The following is a 13,145-nucleotide window of genomic DNA, read 5'->3' on the forward strand; positions in this document are numbered from 1 at the left end:
GCCCAAGGATGCCAAGGCGGAGGTCGTGACCATTCTCGAGGAAAGGCCTGGTCGCCTGCGCTTCCTGATCGGTTATGACGGCATCAAGAATGGTCGATTCCAGGAATACGAGCTGCAACTGCCATGACTATTTCCTTCCGGTCTCGCCTTGAGGGCGTAGTGACGCGCTATCGCGCCGAGGTCGCCTCGCGGCGTGAGCATCTGTCGCTGTTGCGCTGGCAGATTGCCGCAGGCCATGCGCTCGACGAGCGCGACACCTTTCCGGGCCATGTCACGACCAGTGCGATCGTCCTGTCGCCGGATCACGCCCAGGTACTGCTGATCGACCATGTCGTCATCGGTCGCTGGCTGCAGCCTGGCGGCCATTACGAAGAGGCCGAAGCATTCAATCTTTCCGCTGCGCGCGAGGCCATCGAAGAGACCGGCGTCAGCAGGCTTGCCCTGCATCCCTGGCATCGCGGCGACGATCTGCCCTTCGTCATCGACAGCCATGACGTCCCCGGAAAACCCTCGCGCGGAGAGCCGGACCATATCCATCACGATCTGCAATATCTCTTCGTCGCCGATCCCGCGGTGCCGCTCGTCGCGCAGCTCGAGGAAGTTCACGCCGCAGCCTGGAAGCCTGCCGCCGAACTCGCCGGCATTGCGCCGCTCGTTGCGGCCCGCCTCGCTTCGGTTGCGGTGCGATAGCAGTGTCGCTGCAAAGATGTAACTTTATTATATTTTGGGAAGCCGGCGCGGTCTCGCCATTCCCGACCAATTTCGCGAGGATTCTCCCCGCAACAATTCTGGCGGCCAGTTAACGCTCTTGCAAATCATTTGCACCTGATCGATCTTGGGGCATCGATACCCGAGGACTGACCGATGCTGCCGAAGATTGCCGCCGCTGCCCTTGCCCTGAGCGCTCTTTCCGCCAACGCCTTGGCAACCGACCTGCCTACCCGCAAGAGCGTGCCTGCCGCCCAGCCGACGCTCTCAGCCTGCGCCGAGAGCGAAGGCATCCCGACCGACGCTTTCGGCTTCACAACCGGTTCGGACGTGGCGGAGCTCGGTTCGTTCGGGCCGAGCCTGACCTATGGCGGCGCCTTCGGCGCGCGCAGTGGCCGGTCGAACGCCCACGGCGCGCAGCTCCAGGGCTCCTATGGGCTCTTCTCCTGCTTCGAGATCGGCCCCTATCTGCTCGGTGGCTACACCAATGCTTCGGCCGGGGGGATCAGTGCTAATTCAAGCAATAATGGTGCCGGCGTCGAGATGAAATACCGCCTGCTGGGCCGTGACTTGCACGGCATCGGCCTGACGGTGGTGCTCGATCCGAGCGTCAATCGCACTGATCCCGACGGCGCCGGCCGCTTCACCACTTTCAATACCGGCATCCGTCTCTTCGCCGACACGGCGCTGGTGCCAGGCAAGCTCTATGCCGCGCTCAATCTCTCCCAGGACATGACCTGGACCGGCCCCGACCCCTATGGGCGCTCCTCGACCTTTACGGCCTCAGGATCACTGGCCTGGCAGGTCGTCGACGGCCTCTATGTCAGCGGCGAGGTCCGCCATCTGCGGCGCTACAACGATCTCGGCTTCGGCAACGAAGCGGGCTACGCCACATTCGCCGGCCCCGGCATCTACTGGCAGGCGACGAAACAGCTCGCGCTCTCGGCCGCCTACAACATGCAGGTCGCCGGCAAGGCCAAGGGTGAACCCCGTAATCTGGACCTCACCAATTTCAGCCAGCATCCCGTCAAGGTGAAAGCCGCCTACAGCTTCTGATCAGCCTGCATTGGTCAGCGCAGCAGCGAGCGGCCGGTCATCTCGTCCGGCTGTTTTAGCCCCATCAATGCCAGCAGCGTCGGCGCGACATCAGCGAGCCTGCCATCGGCCAACGCCTTCGCATCGCCACCGATCAGCATCACGGGCACCGGAAACGTCGTGTGGGCGGTATGCGGCTTGCCGGTCACCGGATCGACCATCAGCTCGCTGTTGCCGTGATCGGCCGTGACGAGCAGGGCACCCCCCATCTGCTCGATTGCCTTGGCAATCCGGCCCAGGCCCGCATCGACGGTTTCGACCGCCTTGATCGCCGCCGAAAGCACTCCGGTATGCCCAACCATGTCGGGATTGGCAAAGTTCAGCACGACGAGATCATATCGCCCCGAAGTGATCGCCGCGACGGCGCGGTCCGTCAGCTCCGGCGCCGACATTTCGGGCTGCAGATCGTAGGTCGCGACCTTGGGAGACGGCACCATCACCCGGTCCTCGCCGGGATAGAGGCGCTCTTCGCCACCATTGAAGAAATAGGTCACATGCGGATATTTCTCGGTCTCTGCCATGCGGACCTGCATCCGCCCTGCCTTGGCGACGGTCTCTCCGAGACCGTTCGAGAGCGTCTGCGGCGGAAACAGCRCCGGCATGATCTTGTCGAGTTCGGCGCTGTAGGAGGTCATGCTGACCGCCCTGGAAAGCTTCGGCACGCGAGCCCGAGTAAAGCCCGTGAAATCCGGGTCGAGTACCGCGGCCAGAATCTCGCGAATCCGGTCCGAGCGAAAATTGAAGCTGAGCAACCCGTCGCCGTCCCGCATGCCGGCATATCCAGCGATCACGGTTGGAACGATGAACTCGTCATTGACGCCCTCCGCATAGGCGCCGGCGACCGCCTCCCCGGCCGTCGCGAAGGCCTTGCCCTCGCCCAGCACCATGGCGCGCCAGGCCTGCTCGACGCGCTCCCAGCGATTGTCGCGATCCATCGCGAAATAACGGCCCGACAGGCTGCCGATCACAGCCTCCTTCGGCAGGGCCGCGGCGAAATCGCGTACATACTCTGCCGCCGATTGCGGTGGGGTGTCTCGTCCATCCGTGAAGACATGGATGCAGACCGGGATACCCTGCCCGGTCAGAATCCGGGCCAGCGCCACGGCGTGATCCTGATGGGCGTGCACCCCCCCGGGCGAGACGAGGCCTAGCAGGTGGCAGGTGCCCCCTGTATCCCTGAGTTTCGCGACAAGCCCGGTCGCGTCCAGCGCCTGCGCGATCGACTTGTCCTGGATCGCCTGGTTGATCCGCGGCAGGTCCTGCATGACGACGCGCCCGGCGCCGAGATTGAGATGGCCGACCTCGGAATTACCCATCTGGCCTTCCGGCAAGCCGACATCGAGCCCCGAAGTCTTCAGGAAAGCGCGCGGCGCACTGGCCCAATAGCGATCGAAATTCGGCGTGTTCGCCAGCTTCACCGCATTACTGGTTTCATCCTCGCGCCAGCCCCAGCCATCGAGGACCATCAGCATCACGGGGCGGTTCGACATGCGGCAACCTGTGGGCATCAAGGAAAAACTGCTTGTGCGGATATCACGCACCGCGCCGCCAACGCGAGTGCTAAGAAGAAGCACCGATCCCCGATCCCGCGGCAAGGGAACCGCCCATGGCGCTCAAAGCCCTCGTTTTCGACGCCTATGGCACCTTGTTCGACGTCCAATCCGTTGCCGGCGTCACTGACGAGGCGTTTCCCGGCCATGGCGAAACGATCACCCAGATCTGGCGGCTGAAGCAGCTCGAGTACACCTGGCTCAGGGCGCTGATGGGCCGCTATGAGGATTTCTGGACGGTCACGCGCGACTCGCTCGACTTCACGTTGGCGACACTCGGGCTGGTGGCGACGCCCGATCTGATCGCCAGAATTGCGGCAGCCTATGACGCGCTCGCGCTCTACCCGGAGGCAAGGCAGGCACTCGAGGAGCTTGCGGGCTTCCGCCTCGCCATTTTCTCGAATGGCAGCCCGGCCATGTTGAAGCGCCTCGTCGCCCAGGCCGGAATCGACAAGTTGCTGGAAACCGTGATCAGCGTCGACGAGATCGGCGTCTACAAGCCGGACCCCCGCGGCTATGAGCTGGTAGAGAAGCGACTGGGCCTTGCTCGCGAGGAGATCCTCTTCGTTTCCTCCAACGGTTTCGATATCGCCGGCGCCAAAGCCTACGGCTTCACCGTCGCGCGCATCGAGCGCATTCCCGCATCGGCCTTGCGCGCCGAGCTGGCGGCCCCCGGCGGGATCGGCCCCACGGCACTGTTCAAGGCTCTGCGCATRCAACCGGAACGGCTCGGGGCGGGCGCCGACCTTACTATCGCCAGGCTGACGGATCTTGCAGCTTACGCGACGAAACAGCGGTAAGACCCGCTCGATCACCCTGCGCCAGGAGACCCAATCGATGATCAAGTTCTACTATCATCCGTCGCCGAACCCCGCGAAGATCGCGCTCTTCCTTGAGGAAGCCGGGCTGCCCTACGAGATGGTGCCGGTCGATACCCGGCGTGGCGACCAGTTCAAGCCCGAGTTCCTGGCGATCAATCCCAATGCCAAGACGCCAGCCCTGACTGATGGCGACGTCACGATCTTCGATAGCAACGCGATCCTGCTTTATCTCGCGGAGAAGACCGGCAAGTTCCTCCCCGAGAGCACAYCGGCGGCACGAGGCCAGATGCTCTCCTGGTTGATGTTCGTCGCCACCGGCATCGGCCCCTATTGTGGACAGGCCGTGCATTTCACCCGTTTTGCGCCTGAGAAGATCCCCTACGCAATCAACCGCTACTCGCGCGAGGCCGAACGACATTGGGGCATCATCAACGACCAGCTCGGCAAGCATCGTTACATGCTGGGAGACAGCTACACGCTGATCGACATGTCGGTCTGGGGCTGGTCGACGCGCGCGGMCTTCGCGCTCGGTGAAGAGGCCTTCGGCAAGCTGACCAACGTCAAGCGCCATCTCGATGAGATTTCCGCTCGCCCCGCCGCTCAGCGCGCGGTGGCATTGAAGGATCAGTTCGCCTTCAAGACGGAATTCGACGAGGAAGCGCGCAAGTTCCTGTTCCCGCAGAACGCCCATCTCGTCGCGTGAGCCAAAGCCCGAGCGGGCCGGCTCACGCCGGTTCGCTCAGGCCGCGATCACGAAATCGAACCGGCCGAGACGCCCACCTTCGGCAGCGCGGATATCCATCAGCAGCGCGCGATCGAAGATACCGTCGCGCGCACTGCCGGGCTCGCTCGGGAAATAGAGCTGGGTCGTCAGGACCGGCCCCTGTCCCGCCCGAACCTTCACATGAAAATGTCGTGTCCGGCCGGGATAGAGGCCGGGCATGCGGGTGATGAACTGGTACCGGCCCTGCGCGTCGGTGAACTGGTGGCCTCGGAAGAGAAAGCCCGCATTGTCATAGTCGCCGCTCGCATTGGCATGCCAGAGATCGACCAGGGCTCCGCCGACCGGGCGGCATTGYGGCGTCAGCACGAAACCGGACAGCACCAGCATCTCGCCTGGCCCATCTCCGCGCAGATCCCGCTTGAGCGGGGAGGACGCCGTGAAATACGGCCCCTCGGTCTGGCGCCTGGTAACCGCCGCCCTACCCTCACAGGCAGGCGTCATCGGAAGTTCCGCTCCTTGGGCCCGGGCAGGTTCGGGACGAGACAGCGCCGCGAGCCCGGCCGCAGCGAGCGCGGAAGCGACGAGATCACGGCGGTTGAACCCAATTTGCGGCATCGCGCACTCCCATCCCGGATCCCAGTTTGGTGCCCCTCCCCTTGGGGTGAAGACCGGAGCCGTGCCAAAATATGGACGCAGCGTTCCGGGAAAGCAGTGGCAGAATGGCCCGTTTCACGGCACTGTGACCGCCGATTCCGCGTGCTCCGGTCTGGGTCGCGACGCGGCGAAGGAAACCGTATGCCGACCGATATCGAAATTGCCCGCGCAACCGAACTCACGCCCATCGCCAGCATCGCCGAAAGGGTCGGGATTCCCGAAGAGGCCCTTCATCCCTACGGCAAGTACATCGCAAAGATCGATGGCGCCGCGATCCCGGATTTCGAGCAGCGTCCAAATGGAAAGCTGATCCTCGTCACGGCGATCAGCCCGACGCCCGCCGGCGAGGGCAAGACCACCACGACGGTTGGCCTCGGCGACGGCCTGTCWCGCCTCGGCAAGCGTACCATGATCGCGCTGCGCGAACCGTCGCTCGGTCCCTGCTTTGGCATGAAGGGCGGGGCCGCCGGCGGCGGCTATGCGCAGGTCGTGCCGATGGAACAGATCAATCTGCATTTCACCGGCGACTTCCACGCCATCACCAGCGCCCACAACCTGCTCGCTGCGCTGGTYGACAATCATATCTATTGGGGCAATGCGCTCGACTTCGATGCCCGCAATGTTGCGCTGCGCCGCGTCATGGACATGAATGATCGCGCCTTGCGGCAGATCGTGTCGTCGCTGGGCGGCAATGGCAACGGCTATCCACGCGAGGACGGCTTCGACATCACTGTCGCCTCGGAAGTCATGGCGATCTTCTGCCTCGCTCGCGACCATGCCGATCTCGAGGACCGGCTCGGCCGCATCGTGGTCGGCCGCAGCCGCGACAAGCGCGCGATCACTGCCGCCGAGCTGAAGGCGACCGGCGCGATGAGCGTCCTCCTCAAGGATGCGCTCATGCCGAATCTCGTGCAGAGCCTGGAAGGAACGCCCGCCTTCGTCCATGGCGGCCCCTTCGCCAATATCGCCCATGGCTGCAACTCGGTGATCGCCACGCGCGCCGCACTGAAGCTCGCCGATTATGTCGTGACCGAAGCCGGCTTCGGAGCCGATCTCGGCGCGGAAAAGTTCTTCGACATCAAATGCCGCAAGGCCGGCCTCAAGCCGGCCGCGGCTGTCGTGGTCGCGACCGTCCGCGCGCTGAAGATGCATGGCGGCGCAGCCAAGGATGCGCTCGGCCAGGAGAACCTGAAGGCGCTCGAAGCCGGGCTCTCCAATCTGACGCGCCATGTCGTCAACATCCGGAAATTCGGCGTTCCGCCGATCGTCGCGATCAACAATTTCGACAGCGACACCCATGCCGAGCATGAGCTGATCCGCCATTATTGCCGCAACCATCTTGGCGTCGAAGCCGTGATCAGCCGGCACTGGGCCGAAGGCGGCGCGGGCGCAGAGGAGCTGGCGCGCAAGGTCGCCGCACTGGCCGACGATGACGAGGCGGATTTCGCGCCGCTCTATCCAGATGCCATGCCGTTGCGCGACAAGCTGCAGACCATTGCCGAAGAGATCTATGGCGCGGCTGGCATCTCCCACGACGCCAAGGTGGGCGCGCGCTTCGCGGAACTCGAAGCTGCCGGGCATGGACACCTTCCCGTCTGCGTGGCCAAGACCCAATACTCCTTCTCGGCCGATCCCACGTTGCGCGGCGCTCCCTCGGGCCACATCGTTCCGGTCCGTGAACTTCGCCTCTCGGCCGGGGCCGGATTCGTCGTCGCGATCTGCGGGGACATCATGACCATGCCCGGTCTGCCCCGGGAGCCCGCCGCAGAACGCATCCATATCGATGCGGAAGGACAGATCGAAGGCCTCTTCTAAGCTTTTGCGGCTGGATTGGACACTGGCACGGGTGATTTCTAGCTTCACCCGTGCAAGCATCGTGACAGAAACAGGCCGAATCAAACGCGTCGAATCACGACATCCAGTTAGGTTCGGCGGACGCTGTCGGGGCACTGCTCGGGATGAGGGCGAATATCGCGCGGCCGGCCTTCACCTCGGGGTTGAGGGGCCGGGTTCTCGTCTTGACCCTGGCCGCCCTGCTTGCGGTCGCCATCCCCTCGACCGCAGCTCTTCTCTGGATCGTCAACGCGACGGTCGAGAAACTCGGCACGCTCTTCGCCGAGAAGCAGATCCTGTTCGATCGCTATCGCGGGCTGGAATCCCTGATGCGGGAGGTCTCGCTGGCCGAAACGGTGGCGCGCTCCCCAGCCATTCTTGCCTGGGCGGCAGATGAGAACGATCCCGAGAAATCCGAGCGCGGGCTCGCTGAACTTGAGCATTACCGGCTCTCGTTCAAGGATCGCAGCTATTTCGTCGTGCTCGACGGCTCCGGAAACTACTACTTCAACGACAAGCAGAACACTTACGAGACCGCCCGCAGGCGCTACACCCTCTCACGCGAGAACCCGCGCGACGGCTGGTACTACAAGACGGCGGCGCTCGGCTCCGGCTGCCACCTCAATGTCGACCACGACGACAATCTCAAAGTCACCAAGGTCTGGATCAACTGCATCATCAGCAAGGGTGACAAGCAGCTCGGCATCATCGGGACCGGCGTCGATCTCAGCCAGTTCATTCGCGAAGTCGTCGATATCCCGCAGGTCGGCGTGCAGAGCATCTTCGTCGACCGCAACGGCGCGGTGCAGGCGCATCGCGATCCGCGCCTTGTCGACTTTCATAGTCTGACAAAGGACCTCAAGGCCAAGAAGACGATCTTTGCCCTTGTCGACGAAGAAGCCGACCGTGCGGCGCTGACCGGCATGATGGCTGAGGTCGCGCGGGGTGAAGCCCCCGTCCGCTCACGCTTCATGACCGTCAGCGGCCGCGAAACGCTCGTCGGAGTGGGCTATCTCGACCGCCTGGGCTGGTTCAACATCAGCCTGATGGATGTCGACCAGATCATCGATCGAAGGCTGTTTCTTCCGATCGCATTGCTGCTGGCCACCATCCTGATGACTGCCGCCACACTGATGACCTTGCTGTTCAAACGCAGCGTTCTCGACAGGCTGGCGCGGATGGAAGCCTCCGTGATGCGCGTCCGCGCCGGCTCGTTCACACCTTCCGACACTGACGCCGGCCATGATGAGATCGGCCGCCTGTCGCGCGCCCTCGAGGAGATGGCACGCGCGGTTAGCGACAATACCGACCGACTCGAGGCAATGGTACGGGAGCGCACCGAGACGCTCGAGCATCTCGCCCATCACGACCCGCTTACCTCGGTGCTGAATCGACGTGGCTTTGAAGGGGCCTTTGCCCAGGAGCAGAACCGGGCCCTTCGCACCGGGCGCCCGACGGCGCTCGCCCTGGTCGATCTCGATGACTTCAAGACGATCAACGATACCTATGGCCACCAGGCCGGTGACCGGGTGATCATCGAGGTCGTACACCGCATGTCCGCCGTGCTGCGCAACTATGATATTTGCGCCCGCTGGGGCGGCGACGAGTTCATCCTGCTGATCGCCGACAGTTCGCTCGCCTCGCTTTCGGCGATTGCCGCCAAGATCGTCAGCGAGATCAGGGCAGCCCCGATCGAGCTTAATGGGGCGCAGGCGATCACCGCKACCGTGAGCATCGGCGCCTGCATCGTCGGCCCGCTGGAAACCCTGTCGAGCGCGGCCGCCCATGCCGATGCCGCGCTCTATGCCGCCAAGCATGGCGGCCGCGACACCTTCGTCGTCTACGACCCCGCGCTGCACGGCCAGACGGGCCATCCGACGCTGCGGCTCGGCTGATCAGGCGAAGGCGAGCTGCACCTTCATCGCCCGCGACTTGTCGCCAGCCAGCTCGAAGGCCTCGACGGCCCGCTCGACCGGGATCGACGCCGTCAGCAGCGGAGAGAGATCGACGCTGCCCGAGCCGATCATCGCCACGGCCCAGTCGAACTCCTCATGGAAGCGGAATGAGCCCCGCAGATCGAACTCCTTGGCGACCAGCACGTTCATCGGCAGGGTGAAATTGCCGCCGACGCCGATCTGCACAATGACCCCGCCGGGCCGCACCACGTCGAACGCACCCGTCAGCGCATGCTGGTTACCCGAGGCCTCGAACATCACGTCGAAGGTTCCCTTCTCCGCGCCGTACTCCGCCTTGAGCCGCTCCGGCTCCACCATGACGTTGATCGCGCCCGTCGCGCCCATCTTCAATGCCGTCGGCAGCGGACCGTCGACAACGTCGGTCGCGACGATCTCGGAGGCTCCCGCCGCCCTGGCAGCGACCACGGTGAGCACGCCGATCGGCCCGGAGCCGGTCACCAGGACCCGCTTGCCGAGGAGGGGGCCAGCGCGCTTGGCGGCATGGAGGCAAACCGAAAGCGGCTCGGCGAAGGCGGCCTGCGCCGCCGGCACATGCGCAGGCAGCTTCACCGCCTGCCGCTCCTCGACGACGAGCACATCGCGAAACCCGCCCTGGACATGGGGGAAGCGCATGGCGCTGCCATAGAACAGCATGTCGGTGCAGTGTTGCTGCTGGCCTGCCTGGCAGTAGCGGCAACGCCCGCAAGCCCGGCTCGGATTGACGGCGACACGGTCCCCCGACCTGACCCGCGAGACCTCGCCGCCGACCGCCTCGACCGTCCCTGCGATCTCGTGGCCGAGGATCATCGGCTCGCGCACGCGGATCGTACCGAAGCCACCATGCTGGTAGTAGTGCAGGTCCGAGCCGCAGATCCCGCCCGCCTCGATCCGCACACGCACATCCAGCGGTCCGAGTTCCGGCACGGGCCTTTCCTCGACCCGCAGGTCCTTCGCGGCGTGGATGACGACTGCGCGCATGGCGGTTCTCCCAGGGAAGGCCTTGCCGGATTCGGCCGATCTGCAATTGTCTAATCGATTGAAAGATGCTTACCCAAGCTATGCGGGCCCGCGCAAATCGAATTTCTTCGGCCATACCTGCGCCATCGAGGATACGCCATGTCGCTTTCGCTGTTCAGCCTTGAAGGCAAGATCGCACTCATCACCGGTTCGGGCCAGGGCATCGGCCTCGCCATGGCCGAAGGTCTGAGCGAAGCTGGGGCACATGTCGTGCTCAACGGCCGCGACAAGGGCAAGCTCGAGACCGCACGCGCCGCGATCGCCAATTCCGGCCGCAAGGTCTCGATCTCTGCCTTCGACGTCACCGAGCAGCAGGCCGTCGAGGCGGCCATTGCCACGATCGAGGCCGAGGTCGGGCCGATCGACATCCTGATCAACAATGCCGGCACGCAGAAGCGGGCGCCCTTCACCGAGTTCCCCGCCGAGGACTGGCATTACCTGATCAATACCAATCTCCATTCGGTCTTCTATGTCACGCAGGCCGTGACGAAGCGGATGGTGCCGCGCGGCCGGGGCAAGATCGTCAATATCGGCTCGGTGATGAGTGAGCTCGGCCGGCCCACCATCGTGCCCTACACCGCCACCAAAGGCGCCGTGAAGATGATGACACGCGGTCTCGCCGCCGAGCTCGGCAAACATAACATCCAGACCAACGCGATCGGCCCCGGCTACATCGTCACCGAGCTCAACAAGGCGCTGATCGCCGACGAAACTTTCTCAGGCTGGGTCAAGAGCCGGACGCCCGCCGGGCGCTGGGGCGAGACTAAGGAACTGGTCGGCGCCGCGATCTTCCTCTCATCGGCAGCATCCGACTATGTCAACGGCCATCTGCTGATGGTCGATGGCGGCCTGACATCGGTGGTCTGACCTCCGGTTCAGCCCGCAGCATTAGCCTCGCTCTGCCGCATCCGGCTCGGCGGCAGACTATGGAAGCGCCCCCAGGCCCGCCGCAATTGCCGAGGTGAAGCAAAGCCGGCGCGTTCAGCGACCGCCTCGATGTCGAGGCGGGAACCGGTCAGCAACTCTCGCGCAACGGCAACCCGCATCCGATTGACATATTCGGTGACGCTCATGCCCGCATGTTCGTTGAACAGGCGCGAGAGATTGCGCGGGCTCGTTGCGGCGGCATCGGCAAGCGTACTCACCGACCAGTCGCGCACCGGGTCGGCCGCCACCGCATCCTGTGCCCGGTGCACGGAAGGGTGGATGTGGTTGCGGCCTTCGAGCCAGGGCGAAAGCTGCGGATCGGCGCCGGCACGCCTGAGATAGACGACGAGATAGCGTGCAACTGCAAGCGCGCAGGCATGCCCCGCCATCCCCGCCACGACATGCAGCATCAGATCGATACCGGCTGTAATCCCGGCACTGGTCAGGCGCTCGCCATCCTCGACATAGAGCCGGTTCTCAAGGATTCGGGCCGCCGGCGCAGCCTCGGCGAGTTCGCTGAGGCAGTCATAATGCGTGGTGCAATCATACCCGTCGAGAAGCCCGGCGCGGCCCGCGAGCAGGGCTCCGGAGCAGATCGAGATGAAGCGGATGCCCGGACGAACCGCCCGCCGCAGCCACTCGACGATCTGCCCCTCCTGGACCGCATCCTCCTCCCGGCTCGAGCCCTGATGGCCAAGAGGCGCATCGGCACTGCCGGGCAGGACAAGCAGCGAGCCGTCTGGCAGGGAGGCTGGTAAGGGACCGATGGCTGTCATGCCAAGGCCGATCGAACTCCAGACATCAGGCAGCGGCCCGGCATAGGTCACGGTGAAGCGCAAGGCGTCCTGTTCCAGATTGGCCCGGCGCAGCACCTCGATCGGTCCGGCGACATCGAGCAGCAGCACGCGCGGTGGTACGAGCACATAGACCGGCACCTCGACGGGCTGCTGCTCGCGCGTCATGCTGCCAGCTTCTTGCTGCGCTGAGTGAGAGCGTCCTCGACGGTGGCGATGCGCGCAAAGCGATCGGCCAGAACAAGCTCCGTCCGCGCCCGTATTTCGGCTGCGCTCCACTGACGGCCGGCGGCATCGGTCATCGGGAAGGTCAGGGTCGCCTCGCCGACATAATCGACCTCATAGCCGAGGTCCGACGCGTGGCGCGTCGTGGTCTCGCAGCACTGCTCGGTGCGGATGCCGGAGACGATCACGCGGCGAATGCCATTCTCGGTCAGCCAGACATCAAGCCCACTGCCAACGAGCGCGCTGTGCCGCCCCTTGCGAAAGACGGCATCTGGTTCGAGCGTGAGCGGCGCGAGGGTCTTCACGTAGCCGGAACTCTCGGCGAAGGGACCGGTCGGGTCGACGTGGAAAATCTGGACGACAGGGATGCCAGCTTCCTTGGCTCCGTCGACGAGCGCCTGAAGCCGCGTGATGAAGGGCGACACATAGGTCTCTTCAAAATAGGCACGCTGCCGGAAGGATTCCTGGACATCGATCACGAGCAAGGCGGTATCAGAGGACATTTTGCATCTCCCACTTGAGGTATGGGCTTATGCTAAAGCTCTGAGTAATTGGCGAAATACCAGATCGAGACGAAGGGCGGACAAATCACGCCATGACGATAGACGATGCCTCGCTCTCCCGGCAAGCCGGAGCTAGTCACCGTTTTTCTCCCTCGCCTTCCTCGCCAGCCTCTCGAACTCCGCGCGCATCGCCTCGAGCTTCTCCTCGTCGAGTTCCTCAAGGTCGAGCAGCTCCTCCCGAGCCCCCTCAAGCCGAAGAATAAGCTCGTCGAGCTTGATCTGCATCGCTGCGGTGTCGCGGTTCTGGCTGTTCTGGATGATGAAGACCATCAGGAAGGT

At 64.2% G+C, this 13,145-nt stretch carries 13 protein-coding genes; 7 read left to right on the forward strand and 6 right to left on the reverse strand.

Annotated elements, in window-relative coordinates:
• Positions 1-123 precede the first annotated feature (123 nt).
• Together AC1D34_RS23945 and AC1D34_RS23950 are read left to right on the forward strand one after the other, a co-directional pair.
• Positions 124-690: an NUDIX hydrolase gene (locus tag AC1D34_RS23945; RefSeq protein WP_476768929.1), complete on the forward strand. Its 567-nt coding sequence runs from the start codon at positions 124-126 to the stop codon at positions 688-690.
• A gap of 174 nt (positions 691-864) precedes the next feature.
• Positions 865-1,764: a hypothetical protein gene (locus AC1D34_RS23950; protein WP_476825522.1), complete on the forward strand. Its 900-nt coding sequence runs from the start codon at positions 865-867 to the stop codon at positions 1,762-1,764.
• A 14-nt stretch (positions 1,765-1,778) separates the two neighbouring features.
• On the opposite strand, the gene gpmI is transcribed toward AC1D34_RS23950, so the two are convergent.
• A complete protein-coding gene (gene gpmI, locus AC1D34_RS23955; protein ID WP_476825523.1) occupies positions 1,779-3,293 on the reverse strand; it encodes a 2,3-bisphosphoglycerate-independent phosphoglycerate mutase in 1,515 nt (504 codons plus the stop codon).
• A gap of 116 nt (positions 3,294-3,409) precedes the next feature.
• Here gpmI and AC1D34_RS23960 point away from each other — a divergent pair, with 116 nt between their 5' ends.
• Positions 3,410-4,153: a haloacid dehalogenase type II gene (locus AC1D34_RS23960; RefSeq protein ID WP_476825524.1), complete on the forward strand. Its 744-nt coding sequence runs from the start codon at positions 3,410-3,412 to the stop codon at positions 4,151-4,153.
• A gap of 37 nt (positions 4,154-4,190) precedes the next feature.
• A complete protein-coding gene (locus AC1D34_RS23965) occupies positions 4,191-4,877 on the forward strand; it encodes a glutathione S-transferase family protein (protein WP_476825525.1) in 687 nt (228 codons plus the stop codon).
• Positions 4,878-4,913: 36 nt separating this feature from the next.
• Here AC1D34_RS23965 and AC1D34_RS23970 read toward each other — a convergent pair whose 3' ends face one another.
• The gene (locus AC1D34_RS23970) at positions 4,914-5,513 is read right to left on the reverse strand and encodes a dioxygenase family protein (protein ID WP_476825526.1); all 600 of its coding nucleotides are present in this window, start codon (positions 5,511-5,513) and stop codon (positions 4,914-4,916) included.
• 180 nt (positions 5,514-5,693) lie between these two features.
• Here AC1D34_RS23970 and AC1D34_RS23975 point away from each other — a divergent pair, with 180 nt between their 5' ends.
• A complete protein-coding gene (locus AC1D34_RS23975) occupies positions 5,694-7,367 on the forward strand; it encodes a formate--tetrahydrofolate ligase (protein WP_476825527.1) in 1,674 nt (557 codons plus the stop codon).
• A gap of 143 nt (positions 7,368-7,510) precedes the next feature.
• Positions 7,511-9,280 (forward strand): sensor domain-containing diguanylate cyclase, encoded by a 1,770-nt coding sequence (locus tag AC1D34_RS23980; RefSeq protein ID WP_476825528.1) that lies wholly within the window; start codon positions 7,511-7,513, stop codon positions 9,278-9,280.
• Here the strand turns inward: AC1D34_RS23980 and AC1D34_RS23985 are convergent, their stop codons facing one another.
• Positions 9,281-10,318, reverse strand: coding sequence for an L-idonate 5-dehydrogenase (locus AC1D34_RS23985; protein WP_441507013.1), 1,038 nt, complete (start codon positions 10,316-10,318; stop codon positions 9,281-9,283).
• A 138-nt stretch (positions 10,319-10,456) separates the two neighbouring features.
• Here AC1D34_RS23985 and AC1D34_RS23990 point away from each other — a divergent pair, with 138 nt between their 5' ends.
• Positions 10,457-11,224 (forward strand): SDR family oxidoreductase, encoded by a 768-nt coding sequence (locus AC1D34_RS23990; RefSeq protein WP_476776073.1) that lies wholly within the window; start codon positions 10,457-10,459, stop codon positions 11,222-11,224.
• Positions 11,225-11,232: 8 nt separating this feature from the next.
• Here the strand turns inward: AC1D34_RS23990 and AC1D34_RS23995 are convergent, their stop codons facing one another.
• From AC1D34_RS23995 to AC1D34_RS24005, 3 genes are all read right to left on the reverse strand, one after another.
• Positions 11,233-12,246, reverse strand: coding sequence for a GlxA family transcriptional regulator (locus AC1D34_RS23995; RefSeq protein ID WP_476776074.1), 1,014 nt, complete (start codon positions 12,244-12,246; stop codon positions 11,233-11,235).
• Complete coding sequence (locus AC1D34_RS24000; RefSeq protein ID WP_441488233.1) at positions 12,243-12,806, reverse strand: isochorismatase family protein; 564 nt, start codon at positions 12,804-12,806, stop codon at positions 12,243-12,245. Before AC1D34_RS24000 ends, AC1D34_RS23995 begins: the two co-directional genes overlap by 4 nt.
• A gap of 132 nt (positions 12,807-12,938) precedes the next feature.
• On the reverse strand, positions 12,939-13,145 hold a 207-nt coding region (locus tag AC1D34_RS24005), incomplete at its 5' end, for a low affinity iron permease family protein (protein ID WP_476825529.1).

This window comes from Allobosea sp. P1_A7 (assembly GCF_056406775.1).